Source organism: Streptomyces melanogenes (genome assembly GCF_014649795.1).
Classification (GTDB): Bacteria; Actinomycetota; Actinomycetes; order Streptomycetales; family Streptomycetaceae; genus Streptomyces; species Streptomyces noboritoensis.
Map to the genome: position 1 here is coordinate 41,305 of NZ_BMTS01000026.1, position 23,594 is coordinate 64,898.

General features: G+C 69.6%; 21 protein-coding genes. 13 read left to right on the forward strand and 8 right to left on the reverse strand.

Translation table 11 applies throughout. The features are described from left to right. Positions 1 to 8 precede the first annotated feature (8 nt). Complete coding sequence (locus IE252_RS36060; RefSeq protein WP_190093697.1) at positions 9 to 1,337, forward strand: lyase family protein; 1,329 nt, start codon at positions 9 to 11, stop codon at positions 1,335 to 1,337. A 322-nt stretch (positions 1,338 to 1,659) separates the two neighbouring features. Then, a complete protein-coding gene (locus IE252_RS36065; RefSeq protein ID WP_190093698.1) occupies positions 1,660 to 2,781 on the forward strand; it encodes a methyltransferase domain-containing protein in 1,122 nt (373 codons plus the stop codon). Positions 2,782 to 2,870: 89 nt separating this feature from the next. Here the strand turns inward: IE252_RS36065 and IE252_RS36070 are convergent, their stop codons facing one another. Then, positions 2,871 to 3,299: a hypothetical protein gene (locus IE252_RS36070; protein WP_190093699.1), complete on the reverse strand. Its 429-nt coding sequence runs from the start codon at positions 3,297 to 3,299 to the stop codon at positions 2,871 to 2,873. Positions 3,300 to 3,527: 228 nt separating this feature from the next. Next, positions 3,528 to 4,421 carry a LysR family transcriptional regulator gene (locus tag IE252_RS36075; RefSeq protein ID WP_190093700.1) on the reverse strand — a complete coding sequence of 298 codons (894 nt, stop codon included), beginning with the start codon at positions 4,419 to 4,421 and terminating at the stop codon, positions 3,528 to 3,530. Between the two features lie 235 nt (positions 4,422 to 4,656). Between IE252_RS36075 and IE252_RS36080 the strand changes: the two genes are divergently transcribed. From IE252_RS36080 to IE252_RS36110, 7 genes are all read left to right on the forward strand, one after another. After that, a complete protein-coding gene (locus IE252_RS36080) occupies positions 4,657 to 5,244 on the forward strand; it encodes an SgcJ/EcaC family oxidoreductase (protein ID WP_190093701.1) in 588 nt (195 codons plus the stop codon). Further along, positions 5,241 to 6,434, forward strand: coding sequence for an MFS transporter (locus IE252_RS36085; RefSeq protein ID WP_190093702.1), 1,194 nt, complete (start codon positions 5,241 to 5,243; stop codon positions 6,432 to 6,434). Before IE252_RS36080 ends, IE252_RS36085 begins: the two co-directional genes overlap by 4 nt. Positions 6,435 to 6,538: 104 nt before the next feature. Next, a complete protein-coding gene (locus tag IE252_RS36090) occupies positions 6,539 to 7,432 on the forward strand; it encodes an SDR family oxidoreductase (RefSeq protein WP_190093703.1) in 894 nt (297 codons plus the stop codon). 76 nt (positions 7,433 to 7,508) lie between these two features. Next, positions 7,509 to 7,919, forward strand: coding sequence for a nuclear transport factor 2 family protein (locus IE252_RS36095; protein WP_190093704.1), 411 nt, complete (start codon positions 7,509 to 7,511; stop codon positions 7,917 to 7,919). Positions 7,920 to 8,087: 168 nt separating this feature from the next. Continuing rightward, a complete protein-coding gene (locus IE252_RS36100; protein WP_229849009.1) occupies positions 8,088 to 9,083 on the forward strand; it encodes an AraC-like ligand-binding domain-containing protein in 996 nt (331 codons plus the stop codon). Positions 9,084 to 9,153: 70 nt separating this feature from the next. Continuing rightward, positions 9,154 to 10,026 carry an NAD-dependent epimerase/dehydratase family protein gene (locus IE252_RS36105; RefSeq protein WP_190093706.1) on the forward strand — a complete coding sequence of 291 codons (873 nt, stop codon included), beginning with the start codon at positions 9,154 to 9,156 and terminating at the stop codon, positions 10,024 to 10,026. Continuing rightward, positions 10,019 to 10,849 carry an MBL fold metallo-hydrolase gene (locus IE252_RS36110; RefSeq protein ID WP_190093707.1) on the forward strand — a complete coding sequence of 277 codons (831 nt, stop codon included), beginning with the start codon at positions 10,019 to 10,021 and terminating at the stop codon, positions 10,847 to 10,849. The genes IE252_RS36105 and IE252_RS36110 overlap by 8 nt, the downstream gene beginning before the upstream one ends. Positions 10,850 to 10,868: 19 nt before the next feature. On the opposite strand, the gene IE252_RS36115 is transcribed toward IE252_RS36110, so the two are convergent. Continuing rightward, positions 10,869 to 13,031, reverse strand: a complete 2,163-nt coding sequence (locus tag IE252_RS36115; protein ID WP_190093708.1) for an alpha-L-fucosidase — start codon at positions 13,029 to 13,031, stop codon at positions 10,869 to 10,871. 343 nt (positions 13,032 to 13,374) lie between these two features. Here IE252_RS36115 and IE252_RS36120 point away from each other — a divergent pair, with 343 nt between their 5' ends. The 3 genes from IE252_RS36120 to IE252_RS36130 all read left to right on the forward strand — a co-directional run bounded on the left by IE252_RS36120 (position 13,375) and on the right by IE252_RS36130 (position 15,930). Then, positions 13,375 to 13,941 (forward strand): dihydrofolate reductase family protein, encoded by a 567-nt coding sequence (locus IE252_RS36120; protein WP_190093709.1) that lies wholly within the window; start codon positions 13,375 to 13,377, stop codon positions 13,939 to 13,941. A gap of 463 nt (positions 13,942 to 14,404) precedes the next feature. Then, on the forward strand, positions 14,405 to 15,334 hold the full coding sequence (locus IE252_RS36125; RefSeq protein ID WP_229849010.1) for an alcohol dehydrogenase catalytic domain-containing protein: 930 nt from the start codon (positions 14,405 to 14,407) through the stop codon (positions 15,332 to 15,334). Positions 15,335 to 15,564: 230 nt separating this feature from the next. Further along, a complete protein-coding gene (locus IE252_RS36130; RefSeq protein ID WP_190093710.1) occupies positions 15,565 to 15,930 on the forward strand; it encodes a PH domain-containing protein in 366 nt (121 codons plus the stop codon). 52 nt (positions 15,931 to 15,982) lie between these two features. Here IE252_RS36130 and IE252_RS36135 read toward each other — a convergent pair whose 3' ends face one another. Further along, positions 15,983 to 17,575, reverse strand: coding sequence for a M48 family metallopeptidase (locus tag IE252_RS36135; protein ID WP_373298670.1), 1,593 nt, complete (start codon positions 17,573 to 17,575; stop codon positions 15,983 to 15,985). A 523-nt stretch (positions 17,576 to 18,098) separates the two neighbouring features. Between IE252_RS36135 and IE252_RS36140 the strand changes: the two genes are divergently transcribed. Further along, positions 18,099 to 19,265, forward strand: a complete 1,167-nt coding sequence (locus IE252_RS36140; RefSeq protein ID WP_190093712.1) for an alanine--tRNA ligase-related protein — start codon at positions 18,099 to 18,101, stop codon at positions 19,263 to 19,265. A gap of 108 nt (positions 19,266 to 19,373) precedes the next feature. Here IE252_RS36140 and IE252_RS36145 read toward each other — a convergent pair whose 3' ends face one another. The 4 genes from IE252_RS36145 to IE252_RS36160 all read right to left on the reverse strand — a co-directional run bounded on the left by IE252_RS36145 (position 19,374) and on the right by IE252_RS36160 (position 23,550). Next, positions 19,374 to 20,537: an oxygenase MpaB family protein gene (locus tag IE252_RS36145; RefSeq protein WP_190093713.1), complete on the reverse strand. Its 1,164-nt coding sequence runs from the start codon at positions 20,535 to 20,537 to the stop codon at positions 19,374 to 19,376. A gap of 85 nt (positions 20,538 to 20,622) precedes the next feature. Then, complete coding sequence (locus IE252_RS36150) at positions 20,623 to 21,678, reverse strand: polyprenyl synthetase family protein (protein WP_190093714.1); 1,056 nt, start codon at positions 21,676 to 21,678, stop codon at positions 20,623 to 20,625. Next, positions 21,668 to 21,946: a polyprenyl synthetase gene (locus IE252_RS36155; RefSeq protein WP_190093715.1), complete on the reverse strand. Its 279-nt coding sequence runs from the start codon at positions 21,944 to 21,946 to the stop codon at positions 21,668 to 21,670. Before IE252_RS36155 ends, IE252_RS36150 begins: the two co-directional genes overlap by 11 nt. A 263-nt stretch (positions 21,947 to 22,209) precedes the next feature. Next, positions 22,210 to 23,550, reverse strand: coding sequence for a lipase family protein (locus IE252_RS36160; protein ID WP_190093716.1), 1,341 nt, complete (start codon positions 23,548 to 23,550; stop codon positions 22,210 to 22,212). Positions 23,551 to 23,594: the final 44 nt, after the last annotated feature.

The following is a 23,594-nucleotide window of genomic DNA, read 5'->3' on the forward strand; positions in this document are numbered from 1 at the left end:
GGCGGGGTATGTACGCGCCTGCAGGCCCCGACAGCGGACTGCTCACCCCGGTCCGCGCGGGCACGAGAGTGGAACGGATCACCGACGGCGGCGCCTGGCTCCAGGCCGTCCTGGACGCCGAGACGATCTGCGTCCGCGCACGGGCACGGCTGGGACTCACCCCGGCGGCACACGCCGAGCTGATCGCGGCGACGGCGTGCGCGGACCGGTTCCCGCTGGCCGAACTGGCCCGCCGCGCCAGGGGAGCGGCCAACCCGGTGGTCGTCGTGGCTGAGGCGCTGCTCCTGGCGGTGGCGGAACAGGACCCGACGGCGGCCCAGGCACTGCACTGCGGCTACACCAGCCAGGACGTCCTGGACACGGCCACGATGCTGGTGGCCCGGCGGGCGCTGGACGTCATCCGCGCCGATCTGGACCACGCCGCGCAGGTCCTGGCAGACCTTGCGGAGGAACACCGGGCCACGCCCTTGCCCGCGGGGGCCCTCGGGCGCGAGGTGATGCCGGTAACCGTCGGTCTCAAAGCGGCGGGCTGGCTTTCCGGGCTGCTGACGGCGGCGGAACACCTGGACCGCACCGCGGCGGGACTGCCGGTACGTCTGGGCGGCGCGGCCGAGGTACTTGCGGGCTGTCTGGAGCAGGCCCGTCCCCACCCCGGGCCCGGCCTCACCGACCACGACCTCGTCGCCCGCGCACAGCGCCTGATGGCGGCCCGTGCCCATGAAGCGGGACTCGCGGGGGGCCTGACCTGGGCCGCCGGCCGGTTTCCGGTCGCGGAACTGGGCGCGACGCTCGCCTTGGTGGCGGCGGCACTGGGAGAGATAGCCGTCGGAGTACAGGCACTGACCCGGCGGGAGACCGCCGAGGCGTCCGAGCCGGGAGCGATCGCGCACGGCGCCTCCGCGGCGATGCCCTACGAGCGGAACCCGGCTCTCGCCGCGATGGTGCGCGCCGCCGCGCTCCAGGTCCCGGCGCACGCTCTGCTGCTCTTCCAGTCGCTGGCGGCCGAGGAGGAGCGGCCGGGCGGGGCCTGGCACGCGGAGTGGCCGCCGCTCAGGGAGTGCCTGCGGCTCACCGGGGGAGCGGCGGAGGCCATGGCGCACCTCCTCGACGGCGTACGCCCGTACGTCACCGCGATGCGCCGCGCGGCCGAGGGCGGCGGAGCCGAGGCGGAACAGATGGGCCCGCCGGGCCCGTTGTCCCACATGGGCGCGTCCGCGGTACTCACGGACCACCTGGTCGCGCACTACCGCGACCGATCGGCGCCGTCGGGGCAGACGCGGAAGCCTTCCTCATCGCCCGAGCCTTCGTCGGAATGGACGGCCCGGTTCGTGGGGTGAGCGAGCCCCGAACGGCGGCCCAACCGAATCGGTCCTGCTCACGGCTCGGCGGGTGCGATAGCCGCTGTCGGTCCAGGTCCCGTGGTGGTGCTCCGTGAGCCGGTGTGTTCGCACAGCTGCGTTCAGGCGGGCTATTGCTGCTTGTGTGGATGGGCCAGACTCTGTGGGGACGTGTTCCACCTCACTGGAGAGGAGCCGGGCATGGCGAAGCACGGTGACGGCAAGGGTGGGTCCGACGGGGACAAGCAGCAGTCGCCCAAGGAGAGTGACGGGCAGTGGAACAAGCCGGTCAGCGAACCGCCGAAGAAGAAGTGACGGCGTCGTGAGCACTCCGGAGCGGCTGCGGGAGATCCTGGTCAACAAGGGGGCTCTGGCGGCGGGCTCGCCGTGGGAGCGGGCAGTGCTTGAGGTGCCGCGGGCTGTGTTCCTGCCGGATGTGGTCGAGACGCTGCAGCGGGTCATCTCCCGCAGTACGGCCCCAGAACGGTGGCTCACTGCCGTGTACGGTGACCTGCCACTCACCACGCAGGTCAATGACGGGCGGCCGGTCGAGGAGGGCGCCTACGAGCTGCCCACCTCATCGAGCTCGATGCCGTCGGTCATGGTGGAGATGCTGGACCTGCTCGATGTCCGTGACGGGCAGCGGGTCCTGGAGCTGGGAGCCGCTACCGGGTACAACGCGGCGTGGCTGTGCCACCGCCTGGGGGACGCGTGGGTGACCACCCTTGACATCGACCCGGTGCTGGCCGAGCAGGCCGGCGTCAATCTGAAGTCGGCCGGCTACAGTCCGCGGGTGGTGGTGGGCGACGGAGCGGCGGGCTGGTCCGACGGCGCCCCCTACCAGCGGCTGATCGCCACGTACACGGTCCCCGAGATCCCCTACGCGTGGGTGGAGCAGGTCCCCTCAGGGCGGATCGTGGCGCCCTGGGGCGGCAGTTGGTTCTCGCACTCCTTCGCCGTGCTGGAGACCGCCGACGGGATCGGGCAGGGGCGGTTCACCGGCTACCCCGCGTTCATGCGCAGCCGTACCGGACGCCCACACCGCGGCTACCTGTCCGACTTCCTGCACCACACCGAAGACGCCACGACCACCCACACCATGCTTTCCCCGCGCGTGCTGGTGGGCGACAGCGACGCCCTGTTCTTCAGCGGACTCGCCCTGCCCGATGCCTGGTACCTGCTGGCCGAGGCGGAAGACGGCAGCGAGGAGGCGACGCTGTGGCTCCTGGCGGATGACCGTGTTTCCTGGGCGGCGGCCGAATACGTGCCCGGGCACGATGTGTTCGAGGTCGATCAGTACGGGCCGCGCCGCCTGTGGGACGAGGCCGAGAGTGCCTACCGGCGGTGGCAGGAGCACGGCGCCCCGGCCCGCGACCGGCTCGGCCTGACCCTCACTCCCTCCGGGCAAACCGTGTGGCTGGACACCCCCGAACAGCCTCTGTGACCGCGGTGCGCCTGCCGGGGGTCCGGCGCCACCGAGCCTTTTCCGAAACCCGCGTGCTGGAGTGAACGAGGCCCTCCTCCGCGCCGCCGTCAGCGATCGTCCGCCACCCGGTGCACCACATGCACGGTGCCGTCTGCCCCGTCCTTGAACGCCATCCGATCGCCCGACTCGCTGACATGGCCGGTATACGCATGAGGTTGGGCCCCGCTGGTGATCAGCCGGACGGTGTGGCCATGGGTGCGGTACGTGCCCTTGATCACGGCGAGCTTGAACATGGGGCAGACCTTCTGGTTGCACCAGGCGTTGTCGAAGCGCGTGAAGTGGCCGTCTGCGGTGAACGTCAGATCCTGTACGTAGAAGGTGATGCCGGGCTTGTCGCGGCGGAGGGTTTCCGTCCAGCGCCCGACCACGTTCGCCTGCCCACGCGATGTGTGGCCGACCGGGCTCGGTGCCGCGGTCGGCTGAGCCGCGACGGGTGTGGCGGCTGCCGCCAGGAGCAGGATGGCCGCGCCCAGCACCGCTCCTACTTCCGTGCGCACTCTCGCTCCCGCCCCTGAAATCGTCTTCATGGCGCCAGTGTCGACCACTGCTCCGGGGCGGCGACCGGACGCGCGCGGCCAGTCACCCGAACGGGACCAAGGGTGCGCGGTACCCCTGCCGAGGCGCCCGGTCGGGACGCGGTGTGTCGGTGGACCTCGCAGTGGGGTACGCCGAAGCCGGGTACAGACGGCCGTCCGTGGGCCTCGTCAGAACCGCACGGGGCCGATGTCGCGGACGGTCTGGGCGAGGGCCCGGATGAGTTCGTTCTCGGCGTCCCTGCGCCATACCAGGGCGTAGGGGATGGTCCCCATGTCGGGGACGGGGACGAAGCGCACGTGGGACAACGTGTTCCAGTAGCGGGTGACGTGTGAGGGGAAGGGGTGGACGATCTCGCCTGTGATCACCAGGTGGATCAGTTCGTCGGCATTGGTGACCTGCTCGATACGCTCCAGCGTCGTGCCCCGGGGTGAGTAGAACGGCAGGTAGCCGTCTTCCCAGTAGTCGGGCATCTCGGGGGGCATGGCGTGGGCGAAGTCGGCCAGCGCCTCGACCGGCACGGCGGTTCTGCCGGCGAGTTCGTGGACCGCGGAGACGGCCAGGACGCGGCGGTCGTGGAAGAGGACCGGGCCGACGGTGAGATCGGGTTCGTCCACCGGCAGCCAGGTGATGAATACGTCTATGTCGCCCTCGCGGAGTCTTGCGAAGGGGTCGACGTAGGGCGCCCTGCGGATCTGCAGCTCCCACTGGGGGTGGCGGGCCTGGAACGTCTTCCAGAAGTGGTGCAGGTCGAGCACGTTGAAGGGCATCATGCCGACGCGCAGGCGGGCGGACTTGCCGCGGGCGGTCATCCGGGCGCGTTCGAGGCTGTCGCGCAGGCTGGCGTAGACCGGCAACAGGTCGGTACGCAGTTGGCTGCCGAGCGGCGTCAGGCGGATCTGGCGGCGGTTGGAGCGGTCGAACAACAAGCCCCCGAGTTTGCGCTCCTGACGGCCGATCGCCTGACTGATGCGTGCCTGCGTGAGGTGCAGCCGTGCTGCCGCACGGCCGAAGTGCAGTTCCTCCGCCAGCGTCAGGAATATCTCGATGTCACGTACTTCCACGTGTAGCCGACCCCCGTCATAAGCCTGAGTTATCGGATCTTACTGATCTTCGGCGTTGATGGGCGCGGCAGGAAGCTGAAGGATCGACATCGGCCCGGAGCCGCTGCCTGGTGACGGTGACACCGCACTGTCAGCGGGCCGCCGGCGGCCCGCTGGAGCGTGCCCGGACGGGAGACAAGTCCCGGTTGTACGGGGACGCCCCCGCACGCCCACACACTCAGGGAGGAAAACCATCATGAAGCCGCTCGTCGCCGGCGTCGCCGTTCCCGAGGAGGACGTAAGCGCCGTTGTCAGGCTCGTCGCGCAAGTCGAATACGCCCAGCAGAACGGACTGCCGGACGCGTTCACGGAGCTGTTCGGCCAGGAGGCCGTGTGGACCGTTCCGCACGGCGACCCGCTGACCGGGTTGGCGGCGATCAGCGCCTTCGCCCGCAGGTCGCTGCCCGCCACGGTCCACCGGCCGCTGACCGTCACGTGTGAAGCCGAGTCCATCGTGTTCGTCCGGCCCGACCTCGCGGTGGTCAAGATCCGTCAGCGGCCGATCACCCGTGACGGGCGGCGCCTCGATGAGGTGCTCCGCGGTCACGACGGTCCGGGCCTGCGCAGCAGCCGGTGCGACAGACCCAGCGCGGCACAGCGCCGATGGGCATCCGTGGTGGCCGCCCACCCTGACGTGGCACCCGGCACCCCGGTGTACGTCCTGACCAAGGACGACACCAAGGACGACGGCCGATGGCGGATCGCCCTCGCCCAGAGCACCGCCTCCATCGATCACGACGCCTTCGAGGCGGACCGAACCCTACCGACCGGAGCACACTCATGACGATCGCGGACACCACGGAGAGACCCGCCACGCGCGACGACGAGCGGGTACCGCTCACCAGATGGCTCGCGGTCGTCGCCATGGCGGTCGGGACGTTCGCCTTGGTCACGGTCGAATCACTGCCTGTCGGGCTGCTCCCCTTCATCGGAGAGTCCCTCGACGTCTCCGAGGGGACCGCCGGGCTGATGGTGACGGTACCCGGCCTGGTCGCCTCCGTCACGGCGCCGCTGTTCCCGGTGGTGATCGGTCGGCTCGACCGGCGGGCCGCCCTGATCGGACTGATCACCCTGATGGTGTTGGCCAACGGACTGTCGGCCGCAGCGCCCGACTTCGTCGTGCTGCTGGGCTCGCGCTTCCTCGTCGGAATCAGCATCGGCGGATTCTGGGCACTCGCCGTGGGCCTCGCCGTGCGGCTGGTGCCGGAACGGTCCGTGCCCCGGGCCGTCTCGCTCGTCTTCGGTGGCGCGACGGCGGCCAATGTCCTCGGCGTCCCGGCCGGGACGCTGATCGGGGGACTGGCGGACTGGCGCACGGCCTTCGTGGCCGCGGGCGCACTGGGTCTCCTCGTCCTGGTGGCCCTGCTCTTCCTGCTGCCTCCCCTGCCCGCCCAACAGGTCGTCCAACTGCGCACGCTGCCACGGCAGTTCCGCAACCCCGTAGTGCGCGCCGGCGTCCTCTCCACCTTCCTCCTGGTCGGCGGTCATTTCGCCGCCTTCACCTTCGTCAGCCCGATCCTGCGCACCACCGCCGGGATCGGCGAAGGCGCGATCGGCCCGCTCCTCCTCGGCTTCGGCGTCGCCGGTATCCTCGGCAACTTCCTCGCCGCGGCGGCCTCGGAGCGCAACGTCCGCACGACCATCCTCACTGTGAGCGTCCTGCTGACCGCGATCCTCGCGGTCTTCCCCTTCGCCGGCCGCACTCCGGTCGGCGGGGCCCTGCTGCTGATGGGATGGGGTCTGGCCTTCGGCGGCGTGCCGGTGGCCGTCCAGACGTGGATTCTCAAGGCGGCACCCGACTCGACCGAGGCAGCCACCGCCCTGAACACCTCCGTCTACAACCTCGCCATCGCACTCGGCGCCCTCTTCGGAGCCATCGTCGCCACCCACCTCACCCTCAACGGTGTGCTGATAACCGGGGCCGTCTTCACCCTCCTCACCTCCCTGGCCGTGCGGAGCGCGCGCAGGAGCTGACCGGCGGACCGGGCACGCCCCCGCACGCACCCACCCGTAACACCGACACACCCCACCCGGCGGACCGAACCGGGTACCTCACCTCCCAGACAGGAGCCGCGCACATGCACACCCCAGCCGACACCACGAGCCGCGTCTGGTTCATCACCGGCGCCAGCCGGGGCCTCGGCCACGCCTTCGCCGAAGCGGCGCTGAGGAGCGGCGACCGCGTCGCAGGCGCGGCCCGCACCACGGCCCCGCTGGAGGAGCTCGCGGCCGCCTACCCGGGGCAGGTCCTGCCCCTAGGGGTGGACGTGACCGACCGCGACGCGGTGTTCGCCGCCGTGACCGAGGCAGTGGGCCACTTCGGCCGGCTCGATATCGTCGTCAACAACGCCGGAATGCTGTCGATGGGCATGGTCGAGGAGTTCACCGAGGCCGAGGCCCGGGCCCAACTGGACCTCAACTTCTTCGGCGCGCTCTGGGTCGCCCAGGCCGTCATGCCCGTCCTGCGGAAGCAAGGCTCCGGCCACCTCGTGCAGGTCTCCAGCATCGCCGCTCTGGGGGGCTTCCCCAGCACCGGCCTCTACAGCGCCAGCAAGTTCGCCCTGGAAGGCCTCAGCGAAGCCCTCGCCGTGGAGGCAGCCGGCTTCGGGGTGAAGGTCAGCATTCTCCAGCCCGGCGGCTACTGGACGGACCTCTACACCGCCATGCGCAGCACCAGCCCCTTGGAGCCGTACGCGCCGCTGCGGGAGGAACTGGCCAGGCAGTTCGCCGAGGGGTCGGTCGACAGCGATCCGCAGCTCGCCGCGGCGGCGCTGCTCAAGCTGGTCGACAGCGATGATCCGCCGCTGCGTCTTCTGCTGGGGAGCATGGTCTATGACCTCGCGTTCGACATCGCCCACACCCGCATGGACACCTGGGCGGCATGGGAGCACGTCAGCCGCGCCGCCGAACACGCGATTCCCGCGCCCGCGGTCGCGGATGGGGAGACCGGCTCGCAGCGGGAAACGCGATGAACCGGCGGCACCGAGGCCCGGGTCAGGACGGACGGGCAGGGCGAACCGATCATTTCAATCCCGAGGGGGTCGCGACATGTCGTTCCGTACCACGGCCGAGGTCGTCCACCGCTTCAACCGCGCCTTCATCGACCATGACGCCTCCTCGCTCGGCGACCTGATCGCCGATGACTGCGTGATGGAGGCGAAAGAACCGGCCCCCGACGGGACCCGCTACGAAGGCCGCGCCGCGTGCCTGGAGTTCTGCCGGGCACTCGCCGAGGACCGTACGGGCCGGTTCGACCCGGAGGCCGTCGTCGTCACCGGTGAACGGGCGACGGTCCGCTGGCGGTACCGCTTCGGCGACGGACCGGCCGACTCGATCCGGGGCGTGACGCTCGTGCTCGTACGGGACGGGTTGATCGTAGAGTCCCTCGGTTACGGCAAGACCACCGGCGACCTCCCGTCGGCCGGGGCCGAAGTCCACGAAAAGCAAGGGACGTCCTGACGTGCGCGTCGGTGTGCGTCCGCCCGGAAGGTACGCCCCCGCCGGGGCAGGGACCAGACCTTCAGATCCGTCATATCAACGTTCACGAAGATCACATCGGGGGAGTCATCAATGTCGGTGAGTGCAAGAAGTCGGACGTGGACACGGGCGTCCGGCCGTGAGGTACCGGTGGCCGAGAGGTTCGACTGGTTCACCGAGACGGTGTGCACGGACCTGTTGCCCGTGGAGATCAAAACCGATCGGGCGCATGACTTCCACGCCGACATCGGGGCAGTCGAGCTGGGCGCGCTCACGGTGTCGACGCTCGAGTTCTCGCCCGTATGGTCGCGCCGCACTCCGGCGCACATCAGGCGGGGCGACCCCGAGCAGTACCAACTCGCGCTGGTTGAGGACAATGCGATGAAGGCCTGCCAGCTCGGCCGGGACTCCGGCCTGGTCGTCGACGGCTTCATCGTCAGCAACACCTCGGCCCCGTTGGAGTGCGACACCGACCGCGGGGGCGGACCGGTCCGCGTGATCGTCCTTCAGATCCCGAGATCGGAGCTGCCCCTACAAGCCAGGCGCGTCGACCACCTCGTTGCCCGTCGGCTTCCGCGCACCGGCCTCGGGGCGGTGATGGCCGACTTCCTGACGAGCCTTCGCGACAACGGCCCGGATTGCCGGAGCGAGGAGCTCCCGGCTCTCGGGCGGGTGGCCCTGGAGGTGGCCACGGCCTACCTGGCCGAGCAGCTCGGCACTCTGGAGTGCACCGCACCCGAGATCCGTGCCCGTGCTCTTCTCGAGCGGGCGAAGGTCTTCATCGAACGCAATCTGGGTGACCCCGAGCTAACCCCCCGAGCGGTCGCCGACCACCACAGCATCTCGCTGCGCGGCCTCTACGCGCTGTTCGGGGACGAGCCCGAGGGCGTCGCCGCCCTCATCAGGACCCGCCGCCTCGATCGCTGCCGCGCCGATCTCGCGCGGCGCGAGCTGTCCGCGCTGTCCGTTCAGTTGATAGCCGCCCGCTGGGGCTTCTCCAACGCCACCGTGTTCGGCCGCGCCTTCCGCCAGGCCTACGGCCTCACTCCGGGGGAGTACCGCAGCCACGCGCTGGGTCCCGGCTCTGCACGTGAAGTCGAGAGATCGTGCACGCTGCGGCGACCGAGGCAGACCGTGCGCGCCTAGATTCGATTTTGTCGTTGGTGAGGCGGGGAACACCCGCTTCAACTTGTCGAGGAGCAAAGGGGAGTGGGACGTGAAGGTCCTGGTGCTGGGTTCCACCGGCTACATAGGGTCGGCCGTGGTGCAACGGCTCGCGGCGGAGGGCCACCAGGTGGTCCACTTCATGAAGGACGCGAGCCGGCCGCCGACCGACGCGACGATGGTGGTGGGCGACCTGACCGACCCGGCCTCGCTGCGGGCGGCCGTCACCGATGACATCGACGCCGTGGTGAACCTCGCCACGCCGACCGGCGACGAGGCAGTGGACACGGCGGCCGTGGACGCGCTCACCGAGCGGCTGCGCGGCACCGGACGCGCCTTCGTCTACACCAGCGGTGTGTGGGTGCTCGGCGCCACCGGCGACGCGGCGGTCGACGAGGACGCGCCCACGAACGCGATCACCATCGTCGGCTACCGTCCGCGCATCGAGCAGCGGGTTCTGGCCACGGGCGGGGAGGACGTACGAGCCGTCGTCGTGCGGCCCGGCATCGCGTACGGCCGGGGCGGCGGCATACCCGCTCTGATGACCGGCTGGGCGCGCGAGCACGGCACCGGCCGTTACGTTGGATCGGCCGCGACCCGCTGGCCGATGGTCCACGTGGACGACCTCGCCGACCTGTTCGTGCTGGCGGTGGCCAAGGCCGGTGCGGGCAGCGTGCTGCACGGCGTGGCACACGAGGCGGTACCGGTCGCGGCGCTGGCCGCGGCGGCCGACGTCGCCGCGGGCGGCACCGGCCGGGCCGAACCCTGGCCGCTGGAGCAGGCTGCCGAGGCCGTGGGCGGCCCCTTCGCCGAGGCCCTGGGCCTGAACCAGGTGGTGTCCGGGCAGCGTGCCGTCGCTGAACTCGGCTGGCACCCCAGCCGTCCGTCCGTCCTGACCGAGCTGGCCGGAGGCTACCGTGGCTGACCTCACCGGATCGACACTGCCCATCTGCCGCACCTGCGGCACGCAGTACGCTGCCCCGCGCCCCGACTGCCCGGTCTGCCTGGACGAGCGCCAGTACGTGGGACGCGACGGCCAGCAGTGGACCAGCCTCGCCGAGCTGCGCGCCGAAGGCCACCAGGGCCGCTTCGAGGAGCAGGGTCCAAACGTCCTCGGGATCGGCTGCACCCCCGAGTTCGCCATCGGCCAGCGCGCCCTGCTGCTGCGCACGGACGCCGGCAACGTGCTGTGGGACTGTGTGCCCTACCTCGACGACGCCATGATCCGGGAGATACGGGAGCTCGGCGGCATCACCGCGATCGCCATCAGCCACCCCCACTTCTACTCGGCCATGGTCGATTGGGCGCACGCCTTCGACGCCCCCGTCTACTTGCACGAGGCCGACCGCCGCTGGGTCGGTCGCCCCGACCCCGCCCTGCGCTTCTGGAGCGGGCAGACCCACCGGCTGACCGACGAACTGACGCTGATCAACCCGGCCGTCCACTTCCCGGGAAGCACCGTCATGCACTGGGAGAACGGGCAGGGCGCGCTGTTCACCGGCGACATCGTCAACGTCGGCCCCGACCCCCGCTGGGTCAGCATCATGTACAGCTACGCCAACCACATCCCCGAGCGCCCCGACGCCGTCCGCGCCGCCGGCAAACTGCTCGCCGGGTACCGCTTCGACCGGATCTACGGTGCCTGGTGGAACCGCGTCGTCACCGCCGACGGCAACGAGGTCCTGGCACGGTCGGTAGACCGCTACCTGCATTTCGAAGAGGGACTGCCGACGGAGAGCGGTTCATGACCCCCTCCGCGTGGGGATGTCAGCCGAGGACCTGGACTTCGGCGAGGGAGAGGGGACGGTCGGAGCCGACGAGCTGGACGCGTATGTAGCGGGCGCTCTGGCCGACGGGGAGGGTCAGGGTGCTGCCGACAGCGGTGGCCCGGTAGGTGTTCCGGACGCCGGCCTGGGTCTTGGTGACGTCGGGGTCGGTGGAGGTGAAGGGGGTGTCGGAGGTGAAGACGTAGAAGTCGTGCAGGCGCCCGGAGCAGCAGTCCGTGCGGTTCCACAGCTTGATGGAGTCGACGTACTGGCTGGAGCCGAGGTCGACTTGCCACCAGGGGTTGGTGTCCAGGGGCTTGTCGGTGGTGTGGGTGACCGACCCCGCGAAGTAGTTGCCGTTGGTGTTGCCGTCCACGGCCCTGTCCGCGGTGGAGCGGGTGGTGTCCAGCGTGCTGGACTGGGTGGCGGGCCTGCCCAGGGCCAGGTTGGTACCGGTGCCGTCCATGTACAGGGCGAAGGTGGAGATCGCCGGGGGCAGGGCCCGCGAGCCGGTGATCCGCAGGCGGACCTTGCTGGTGGTGACCTTGTTGGAGAGCTTGAGCAGGCGGCGGTGACCGATGGTGGTGGAGTTGCCGGCCTGCTGCCAGGACGTGCCGTTCCAGGTGTCGACGGCGAAGCTCCGCACGCGCTGTCCGACCTGGAGGTTCTCCTGCAGGTCCACGGTGTTGAAGGTCTTGGGGGAGCCGAGGTCGAGCACGAGGCCGCCGGTCGTCCCGGTGGGCTGCCAGGCGGTGGCGTCGTCGGTGTCCAGGACGTTGGCGGGGTTGTTGCCGTTGGTGTTGGTGGTGCCGGTGTCATTTCCGGCGGTCGCTCCGGCCGCATAGTTGACAGCGTGGAGAGCCTTGATCCACTGCCCGAACTCATGCATGCGCGTGACCGCGTCCGCAGGCATGCGGCCGGTGTTGTCCGGGGCGACGTTCAGCAGGAGCTGGCAGTTCTTGCCCACCGAGCCGTAGTACATGTTCTGCAGGGTTCCCAGCGAGACCGGAGTGGTGCCCGGGTGCCAGAACCAGTTGGGGGCCTGCAGTCGCCCGTCGCACTCGGCCGGCTGCCACCGCAGTAGCCTCCACGCGCTGCTGCCGTTGCTCTGCCGGGTCAGCTGGGCATCGTTGCCCAGGTTCAGGTCGGAGTTGCCGTCGGGCACGTTCAGCATCGTGTCGGCGGCGGTCGCCGGGTCGGCCGGCTTGTCGGCGTAGTCGGTGTTGTACGGGAGTGTGGACCACTCGCTCGCGCGTTGGGTGAGGCCCTCTTCGTTGCCGACCCAGCGGACGTCCGGGCCCCGGTCCTGGAAGATGGCGGCGTCCGGCTGGAGGGTGCGGATCATCTTGACCCAGTCCGCGAAGTTGTAGTTCTGGGTGACCTGATCGGCCCACGGGTTGGCGCCGTCCAGCCAGACCTCGGAGATCGAGCCGTACTTGGTGAGCAACTCGTACAGGGTGTTCATGTAGTAGCGGTTGTAGTCGTCGGCGGTGAAGTCGAAGACCGTACCGTTGCCGCCGCCGATGCTGGGGATCCGGGTGGCCTTGGGCGTGCTGCCGTTGCCGTAGGTGCCGGTGGTCGTCCTGGTCTCGAACTCGTGGCCGTCGGCGGGCGACAGGTAGACGCCGACCTTGATGCCGTACTTGCGGGCCGAGTCGGTGAACGACTTGAAGACGTCGCCCTGGCCGTTCATCCAGGCGCTGGACGACACTCCGTGGCGGGAGTAGGCCGACTGGAACATGAGCATGCCGTCATGGTGCTTGGCGGTGAAGACGAGCTTCTTGAAGCCCGCGTCCTTGAACGTCGCCATCCACTGGTCGGTGTCCAGGTCGGTCGGGTTGAACACGTTCGGGTTCTCCTTGCCGGAGCCCCACTCGACACCGGTGAAGGTGTTCGGGCCGAAGTGGACGAACCCGGTCAGCTCCTCGCGCTGCCATGCGAGTTGTCGGCGTGACGGTGTCAGCGTCGCCGCTTTCTCGAGGATCTGCGCGGAGGTGTCGGTCGGGCTGATCGCGACGACGGGATTCGGGGTCGGCGCGGCCGCGGCTGCGGGCACGGCGCAGACGAGGCTGCCACCGAACGCCGCGAGCACACCGAGCCCGGCGATTGCGGACCGCCACGTGCTGCGGTGTGGTGCTGGTTGGTCCATGGGCTTTCTGGACATGCCTTGCTCCTCTGAGGAGGCGTGCAGTTGGCCGGACGGCGCCACCGTAGGGCACGTCAGACATCCGATCAATGCCCTGAGTTCATCGCGTTTATTTGGCCAATATTCGGTGATCGCCCATTGTCTGGGCTAACTGATCGGGTCTCTACGTGCAGCGAGGCCATCTGTTGTCGGGTCTAGCCCCGGACGTTTGGCGCCGATCCGGCGTGACCGCCGACTCGGCCGAGTACGCCACGCTGAGCCCCGAGCACGAGGTCTACCGGCGAGCCCGGATCACGCAGCGATGAGTTTCCCGTGCCGCGCTGGTCTATCCGCCGGACACCCACGAACGGAAGGCTGGGCCGTGCGGAAACTGATCTACGGCATGAACCTGACCCTGGACGGCTACATCGCCGCGGCCGGCGACGACATCGGCTGGAGCGGACCGCCGAGCGACGAGCTGTTCCAGTGGTGGCTCGACCACGAGCGGGCGTGTGACCTGTCGCTGTACGGGCGCAGGCTGTGGGAGACGATGAGCTCCTACTGGCCGACCGGCGACCAGCAGCCGGGCGCCACCCCGGCGGAGATCGAGTTCGCGCGGAACTGGCGGGACACGCCGAAGGTGGTGTTCTCCTCGACGGTGCGCAAGGTCGACTGGAACACCCGCCTGGTCACCGGCGACGCGATCGCCGAGATCACCCGGCTCAAGGCCGAGGACGGCGGCCCGATGAACATCGGCGGCGCAACGCTCGCCGGGGCGGCCATGCGCGCCGGGCTGATCGACGAGTACGCGATCGCCGCCCATCCGGTCCTGGTGGGCAGCGGCACACCGTTCTTCACCGCGCTGGACAGCTGGGTGAACCTGAACCTGGTGGAGACGCGGACGTTTCCCGGCGGTGTGGTCCTGACCAGGTACGAGACGAGGCTCTGAGCAGCAGCACCCAAGCGCTAGTCGTGCAGGCCTGCGGATGGCGCGCTGCCTGAGGCATGCGCTCTCCCCCTGTCGTCGACTCCGTCAAGGTGGGTGCTGCTTTCCCAGACCCCGTACAGGGAGCCCCCAGTGCCGTGGCCCGTAGTGACAGAACGTAATGTCACCGGTTGCCACTCCCTGGGGGTCTCTGTACCTTCGGAGCCGAGATCAACCCCTTGCGATCCCGCAGCGTCGGCTCAGCCGCGCCGTGTCGGATCCTGGCGCCGACAGCCGTGCGCACGGGCAGTGTGTTGCCGGATCGCAGCCAGCGGTCAGTGGACGTTCCAAGCCGCTCGTATTCCCCGCCACGTGCCAGGGGCGGCCGCTCAGGGTCCGAAGGGATCTGCCCGCCGGTCGAGGCGGCGACACGCTCTCCGTAGAGAGGTCCGTGATCATGCGAGCAATGCGCTTTCTAGGGCGGGGAATGCCGCTGCGGCTGGCAGAGGTGGCCGATCCCGAGCCCCGGCCGGGTTGGGTTGTTGTCGACATCGAGGCGGCGGGGATTTGCGGCTCCGATGTCCATATCGTTCGTGGGAAAGGCGACGATTGGACTGTGGCTGTGCCCGTGCCCCTCACCCTCGGACACGAAGGTGCCGGAGTGATCTCGGCCCTGGGTGACGGGGTCGAGGGGTTCGCGGTGGGTGACCGCGTAGGCGTCGCGACCATCGCCCATCCGATGAGCGTGCCGTACGGGGTGGGCGTGGATGGAGCCTTCGCGGAGCAAATGCTGGCTGATGCCCGGACTCTGTTGCCTATACCGGAGAACGTCCCGTTCGCTCAGGCGGCGGTGGCCACGGATGCCGTCGCCACGGCCTATCGAGCTGTGCGCACCGTGGGCAGGGCCTCTCTCGACGACGTTGTCGCGATTATCGGCCTCGGGGGTCTTGGCCTCAACGGTGTTCGGGTTGCGACGCTGTGCGGGGCCACCGTCTATGGAGTCGATGTCAACCCACACACGTTCGGCGCGGCATGGGCAGCTGGGGCGAAGGATTGCTTCCTCGACCCCGACGCCCTGCTACCGGTGGAGCCTGACCTCGTGGTGGACTTCGCCGGCATGGGCGACACGATCGCAGCGGCGGTACGGGTGGTCCGCCCCGGCGGCCGAGTGGTCCTGGTCGGCCTCGGCCGTGATACCTCGACCTTCAACACCGCAGAGCTGGTCATGAAGTATGTCGACCTTCGCGGTTCGATCGGGGCCAGCAAGGAGGAGATAGAGCGTGTGTATGCACTTCTGTCACAAGGCGCGATCAGGCCCGAACTGAGCGAAACACCGTTCACCGAGCTCAACGATGCCATCAAGGCACTGGCTCTGGGCAAGGTCACCGGCCGACTGTTCACCCGTCCCAGGGCGTGAACTCCCCGACATGCCCCTCCACCAGAGGTGTTGCCCCGCGCCTGGCCGGTGGAGTCGGCTGTACGGCTGACAAGGCAAGTTGGGCCCGGAGCGGCTCTCGTGCGATTCCTGAGGTCTCCAAGTCGTACAGACCTTCGACTCCCCTCGCCTGCCCCCGTATACAGTGGGGCAAGATCCCGCATTTCACCAGGGATGCGGGGGCTAAAGATCGATCGAGTGGGGGGCCTGACATGGCACTGTTCGGAAACGCGCACACCGTCGACCCGGCGAAGGCGCAGAGCGAGTACGGGCGGCTGCTCGGCCACGGCGAGCAGGTATACGCCGCGTACACGCTGATACGCGACACCATGCTGTTCACCGACCGTCGCCTGATCATGGTCGACAAGCAGGGGATCACCGGCAAGAAGGTCGAGTACCACTCGGTGCCGTACCGCAGCATCACCCACTTCTCGGTGGAGACGGCCGGGCACTTCGACCTCGACGCGGAGCTGAAGATCTGGATCTCCAGCAACCCGACGCCACTGCAGAAGACGTTCACGAAGGGGGTCGACATCTACGAGGTGCAGGCGATCCTCACGCAGTTCGTGGCCCGCTGACGGCCCCATCCTGCAGGAGACAGCCGTGAACCCCGGGGGACTCCGTGGGTGATCAGACCGATGCCCGGGCAAGTACCAGCTTTCGCAGGGGTTCGGTGTCGGGCTGGTCGGCGACCGTCGCGTCCAGGGCCGCCTCAAGCAGGCCCTCGAAGTCGTCCGTCGGGTAGCTCGGGGCGGCCGGGTGGGACCAGGAGAGCTGCCAGCGAAGGGCGCCACCCGCTGCCAGTTCTACGGTCACCAGCTGGTTCAGGGCGCGCCGCACGACGGGGCGGGCGAACTCGCGGGCCGCGTCGCCCGTCGCGGCTGCCGCCTGCTCGGACTTGGGGAAGCGGTCGGCGATCCGCCAGCGCACCGCCGGGTCGGCGTCGATCGCGTCAAGGAGGGTGACGAGGCCGGGGCCAGCGCCCTCGGCCGCGCAGGCCTCGCGGATCTCCTGGGCGCCCTGGTCCGCGTACACGGTCATCGACTCGTGGACGAGGTCCTCCCAGTCCACCCGCTTGAGGGCGAGGGCCTGCGGGGTCAGGACGGCCTGCTCCAGCGCGGTCAGCGCCGCGTTCGCGTCGGCCAGCAGTTCCATGGCCGGGCGGGCGGCCTGCCCGGCGCGGCCGTCGTCGGGCAGGGCTTCGAGGCGGGCCACGCGTTCGGCGAGAGGGGGGTGGGAGTCGTAGGGGGAGGTGGGCTCGGTCGCGAGCTCCCGGCTCAGCTTTTCCAGCTCTTGTGCGCGGGCGTCGAGCAGGTTGCGCAGTCCGCCGAACACCTGGCCGGGGCGGGGCAGTAGGCCGGCGCCGACGCCGAGGGTGGCGTAGGAGCTCATGTAGAAGTCCAGTGCCGAGTCGAGGGCGTTGAGCTTGCGCAGGGCGGATGCGGCGGCGTCGCGACCGGCGACGCGGACCGCGGCGAGGTCGGCCGCGAGTTCTTGGCGGCGGGCGGCTGCGAGGGTGGTGCGCATGAAGAAGTTGCCGTACGCCGTGTAGACGTTGGCCATGCCGCGGTATGCCGCACCCAGGCCCGGGGTGTCGACCTTCGTTGCCCTCCTGCCCTTGGCGATCCGCTTGGCGGCGTGCTTGTCCTGCCTCGCGCGCTCATTGGCGATCTTCTGGGCGGAGCGCTCGTGGAAGTGGGCGATCGTGCGGATCAGTTGGGCTCGGCCGCGGGCGATCAGGGGGGTGAGGCGGGTGTCGAAGTTGGCGTAGTGGCCCATCTCGTGGGCGAGCACGGCGCGCAGCTGCATCTCGTCCATGCCCATCATCAGCGGCAGGCCGAGGTAGAGGCGACGGGTACCGGGCCGCAGGCCCATCAGTGAGGACTCCTCGCTGACGGCCGCGTTCACCTTCTCGATCAGCACGATCTCGTCCGGTGCGCGGGTGCCGACCTGCCGGGCGACGTCACGCACGGCCTCCCACAGCGCGGGCTCCTGGGCCTCGGTGACGGTGACGGTGATGCCGGTCGGCGCGTCGTCCTTGGGGGTGCGCAGCATGAACATGCCGCGCACGATCGGGATCACGAAGACAAGGGAGGGGATGACTATCTTGTAGACGATCGGGCCCTGCAAGTAGGTGAAGACGGCGTAGTCGGCGCCCGCGAGGGCGGCCAGCAGGAAGACGCCGAGCAGGTAGAAGCCGGCGAGCAGGACGAGAACGCGCAAGGCGCGCAGTGAAGCGCCCATATGGACAGATCCCCCCACGGGATGAGCGGTGCTGAAGTGAGTGGCGGGAACCGCCTGCCGCATCATGGGGCCCGGTGGTCACTTACAGCAACTTCAATGGCCAGTCGGCTTTGTCAGTGGCTGAAGCGACTGGGCCTCGGACCGGCCGTGTCGCTTCCCTGCCGCGTGTGTCCGGCTGCGCGTCAAGGCGGCGGGTGGAGGCTGACGGTGGGGACGGGGTGGGCGAAGGCCGCGTCGGGCGTTGCGGTGGGGAAAACCATGTGCTCGGCAGAGTCTGGGGCGTTATGGTGGCCGTATGAACGTCAGGGGCAGAACCAACATCGCGACCGCGCGAGCGACCAGCTCGCCGGTTGCCGCCGTCTGATTTCTCCCCTTTCCCACCGGCGACCGGAAACGGCCTGTCGGTGGTTGCGTGGCGTTCTTGGCTTCTTGCTGCGGTGCAATGACCGGCGTGGTCCCGTTCTCCGGCGCCTTCCCACCGTGATGGCAAGGAGCCCCTTTCATGGACACGGAGACGATTGTCCGCACGTTCGTCGAGTACTTCGAGGAGCGTGATCACCACCGGATCTCCGGCTCGACGCTGTTGCCGCCCCCGGGCGACTCGGTGCTGTTCACCACCTCCGGCATGCACCCGCTCACCCCCCATCTGGAGGGGCGCCCCCATCCGCTGGGCCGGCGCCTGGTCAATGTGCAGCGCTGTCTGCGCACCACGGATCTGGAGGAGGTCGGTGATGCCACGCACCTGACGGTCTTCGAGATGCTCGGCACCTGGTCGCTGGGCGACTACGAGGGCCCGCAGAGCCTGGACTGGGGCTACAGGCTGCTGACCGAGGGACTGGGTGTCGACCCGGGCCTGCTGCATGCCACGGTCTTTGGCGGAGACGACCAGGTGGGGCCCGACACCGCTTCCTTGCAGGTGTGGCAGAACCACGGCGTTCCTGTCGAGCTCACCGTAAAGGACAACTGGTGGTCGAACGGGCCGGTGGGCCCGTGCGGCCCCGACTCGGAGATCTTCCTTTGGAGCGGAGACACCCCGCCCACCTCGACACCCACACACGACGACCGCTGGGTAGAGGTCTGGAACCACGTGATGATGCGCTATCGCCGCCTTGAGGACGGCTCCCTCGTTCCGCTGCCCCAGCGCAACATCGACACCGGGCTCGGTCTGGAACGCCTGGCCTCGCTGCTGCAAGGCACATCCTCGGTGTTCGAATCCGACGTCTTCGAACCCTGGCGCCGCCTGGTGCCGACCCTGTGGCCTTTGGACGAGGTGCCGCTGCGAGTGGTCTACGACCACCTGCGTTCAGCCATCGTGGTACTGGGCGATGGCGTGCGTCCGGCCGCCACGGGACAGGGCTACGTGCTGCGCCGCCTGGTGCGGCGCCTGCTCACCGTTGTCTGGCAGGACGATTCCTCGCGCACTCTGGGAGACCTCCCGCAGGAGCTGGTCTCCCACACCCTGGACCATTTCCGCCAGGAAAAAGAGCCCAGCGAGGTGCACCGGATGCTCCTGGAGGAGGAGAACCGCTTCCGGCGGCTCCTGGAACGCGGTCGGCAGGTCCTTGCCCGGCCCCGGTTCCAAGGCCCTTTGAAGGAGGAGGACTTCCACTACCTTCACGACACGCACGGCCTGCCCCACGACCTTGTGGTCAGCCTTCGGTCGCAGTGAGAGGCGAGTGGGGGGTGGGGGTGGGGGAGCGTCGGTTTTGATCTGCCTGCAAGACATCGCGTGGGACACCTCGGCAGCGGAACGCGCCCGGTCGAAGGACTTCGGGTGTCAGGGAGACACCGTGGCAGCCGGTGGTGTCCACCGGTGGGTGCGGGACACCGTCCCATCGACGCCGAAGTCCTTCTTGAGCTGTTCCGGAATGGCGTAGTGCATGACGCGCCCGCGGGTGAGGGAGGACAGTTCCAGGACGGCGGTGAGGTGGCCGAGGCGGTCGAGCGCCCAGGCCCCGAGGGGAGAGCGGTCCTCGATCGTCTCCAGTACGCCGAGGAGGTGCGGCACGGTCTTGACCACGGTGTCCCAGCGGCTGCGCGGTACCTGGAGCCAGTCGGCGCAGGTGTCGCCGATGAGGTGGCGGATGACCGCGGAGACGATCGGGTCGAAGAAGGTGCCGGGCACGATCTCCTCGTAGAGGTCGATGAGTTGCCGGGTGAGATAGGCGCCTTCGTCGGAGGGGGCCATGTGGCGGACCATGTACAGGTCGAGGAACTGCCGTGCTTGGTCAAGGGTGGTGGGGACGGCGTCCTGGTCGATGCCGAGCATGGCGCCGACCACGCGCCAGGCGTAGTAGTACGCCTCGGCGCCTTCGGTGGACATGTGGATGCCGAGGCGGTGCAGGCTGTCCAGGACGAGCAGGGAGAAGAACATCTGTCCGCCGATCATGTCCTCTTGGCAGATCGGCGTTCCGAGCGTTGCGGTGTCCCAGTGGTTCTCGCGTTTGAGGTGGTGGCGGATGGAGGCGTGCAGGAGGCGGACCTTCTGGGCCGCGGGGATGAACCGGCTGCCTGCCTCGAAGGCGTCGGGTTGCATCAGGTAGACGGTGAACTGCCCGGTCTCCGCCATCCGTTTGGAGGGGTACTTCAGGCCGTGGGTGGCGGAGAGGAGCTTCGCCACGTGTGGGACGACGTAGCAGGCCGGCATGGAGGCGAAGGACAGGGCGGTGGAGATGTGCACGTTGTTGTCGATGAAGAAGAGCCGGGCCCGCTCCATCTCGCCCCAGTCCACCCAGGTCGGCGGTGTACTGGTGACCTGGAGGTACTCCCGCGCCACGTCGGGCAGCCCGTCCGGCAAGGGGGCGCCGACGGTGGAGACGTACCGCATCAGGGTGTTGAACTTGCCCACCTCCCCCCGTTCGAACAGCGTGGCCACGGTGGCGTCGGCGAGTTCGTCACCGGCGTGCCGCAGGGCGTCCATGGATGCCTCGGTGTAGGTCATGGCAGCACTCCTCGTCCTTGACGGGTGGTCGGCGGCAGACAGCGGCTGTCCGTAGGGCGGCAGGCACGGCCTTGTGTGGGGCGGGTCAGGACAGGCGGATCGCGGCGGAGCGCGCCAGTGCGGTCAGGGCGGCCGTGGCGGGTGGCGGCGCGTTGAGGGTGTGCAGCGTGGCCAGGGCCTCCTCGACCCGATCGGTGATCATGGCTTCGATACGGTCGGGGGCCTTCACCCGGCGCATTACGGCGCGGACCTCGGCCAGTGCCTGCTCATCCAGGTCACGGCGGCCGAGCAGCGAGCCGAGCCGCTGCCGCTCGCTCTCATCGGCCAGGCGCCATGTCTCGGCCAGAAGGGCGGTGGGCCGGTGGCCGCGCACATCGTCCGCGGTGGTCTTGCCGGTACGCTGCGGGTCGCCGAACAGCCCGAGCAGATCGTCCCGGAGCTGGAAGGCCTCTCCCAGCGGCAGCCCGTACGCGGAGTAGCCCTGCCGCAGTCGCTCGCCGCCTCCGGCGAGGGCGGAACCGATCAGCAGGGGCTGTTCCACGGTGTACTTGGCGGTCTTGTACCGGATGACCTTCAGTGACGCCGAGGTGTCCGGAAGGCTGCCGGTGCGCAGGATCTCCAGGCATTCGCCCGCGATCAGCTCCCGGGCGAGCAGCGACCACAGCGAGCGGGCTCGCGCGAGGTAGGCGGCAGGCAGGCCGCTGGTGGCGAAGAGCTGGCCGGCGAGCGACATCAGCAGGTCGCCCACCAGCATCGCGAGTGATCTCGCGGCGGCTGCGGCGCGCGGCCGACGGCGTACCGCGCCGCGTAGTGTGATGTGCGGTGTGGGCCTGCCGTGCCGCAGCGGGCTGTCGTCGATGAGGTCGTCATGGACGACCGCGGCGGCGTGCACCAGCTCCATCGAGGCCGCCGCTCGCACCATCGCGTCGCTGTCCGGCTGCCCTGCCGCGCGCCAGCCCCAGTAGCAGAATGCCGACCGCAGCCGCTTGCCGTCGGCGACGGCGGACTCCAACTCGCGTGCCACCGGGTCGAGAAGGGGATCGATGGCCGTCAGCTGTACGGCTTCCGCGGCCACGAAGGGGTGCAGTACGGCGTCGACCCGCGTCTTGAACGCGGCCGCATCCCACCGGTCAGGCATCATCGCCGGCCCGCCGGGCCAGTGCGTGCTGGGCGAGGATCTCCAGGTGGGCGGGTGGGGCGGCTGCGTAGCGGTCCATCACCAGGCGGCCGCGCGCCAGCAGATCGTGCTCGGCGTCCGCCGCGAGTTCGGCGGCGTCCGAGCGGTGTAACGCTGCCCACACGGTGCCCAGGGCCGACCCCAGTGTGCTCACTGCCAGGTCGGCAAGGCCCGCCGCCAACAGGACGGTCGTCTCGTCCAGGCCCCTGGGCCGTCCCGTGTCCCCGGTCATGGCATCCCCTCACCTACGGCACGGCCGAGCGGGCGCCCGGCCCGTCAGACCCAGCATCGCGGCACGCCCGGCCGGTGGCCGCAGGAACTCACGATCGGGTGAGGAGGTCGTGCGTCCGTGCGGACCGGCCGCCACCGCCGCTCACGGGGCCCGGCATCGCCGCCCCGCGCGGGCGTCGGTGGTGAGTGCCGTGGTTCGGCAGGAGCTCAGCGCGGCCGCAGACGCGGCGATGCCGGGTTCCGTGAGGGCGGGTCGGCCACGGATCACGACAGCGGAGCGGGCTCTTCCGGGGCGAGCGAGTTGCCGCTGGCGATCCGGCCGCAGTCGGACGGCGCGGTGCGGCCCGCGAAGCGGTCGTTGAGCCAGCCCAGCGCGGTGGGTGCCCAGGCGAGGGTCGCGCCTGTGTGGCTGAGCAGGTCGTACTGGTTGTACTTGACGGGGGAGCTGCCGGTGGCGCAGTACTGGCGGGCGAGTGAGCGCACGTCGCCGGCGACCATCACGCCGTCGCCCGTGCCGATGCCGGGACGGTTGCTGAAGGTCCCCTCCAGGACGCCTCCGTTGCCCTGGCCGATGAACCCCGGGACGGTCGGGGTGGCGGCGGAGCCGAGGTTGAGCTTGTTCATCGCCGTCAGGAAGGCGGGGATCGAGTTGGGGTTGGCGTACTCCGGCTTCGCCATCTTCTTCCAGGTCAGCCCCGGGTAGTGGCCGAGGGCGTTGATGATCGAGCCGCGCTGGAGGTCCTTGTAGACGCTCAGGCCGTAGCTGTTGAGGTAGCTCTTGAGGTCGATGTCGTACGAGCGGGAGACGCCGATGACGGCCATGGGGATGACGCCGGACCAGGCCAGTGAGCCGTCGACGTACTTCAGGTTGTGTGCCGGGTCCACGAGCAGGCCGCCCTCGGCGTAGCCGACCAGCCGGCGGTTGACGTCCGGTGCGTAGCTCGGTGCGAGCGTGGCGGCCCAGTTGGTCGCGATGGCGCCGCCGGAGTAGCCGATGAGGCCGAACGACGTGCTGGAGTTGAGCCCCGTCTCGGCCGCTTTCGTCGCGGCGCGGATGGAGTCGAGGGTGTTGGTGCCGTACTCCGGTCCGGCGGCGAAGTTCGCCTGCTGCCCCTCGGTGTCCGGGATGACGAGGTTGTAGCCCTGCAGCAGCAGCGGCGTGATGAAGAGGGCCTCCGCGTTGGGGATGGCACCGCCCAGGGTGACGTCACCGGCGATCGCCCGGGAGGGGCTGTCCTGCGGGTTGAGCGAATCGTAGAACGACTGGTAGGAGACGGCCTTGCTGCTGTCGCCGGTCAGACTGCGCACCACAGTGGTCACGTTGGCGGCCGGGCGGCCCTGGGCGTCGGTGGTGCGGTACAGCAGCTGGACCGCCTTGAGGGGCGTGGGGATGCCAATGACGTGGTACGGCAGGGTCCGCGTCTTGAGTACGGTGCCCGGCGCGAACGAGGACAGCGGCTCGCTGCCGGAGTAGGCGTAGAACGGGTCGCTCGCCGAGGCCGTCGCGGCGGCCGGTGTGGCCGCGACGGCGGTGGCGACGGGCGTGGCGGCCATGGCTGCGGCGGCGACAGCGACGGAGATCAGGCGAACAGCTGCCTTGGACATGCGGTCCTCGATTCCTGGGGGGCGACGCGCCGGCACGGGCCGGT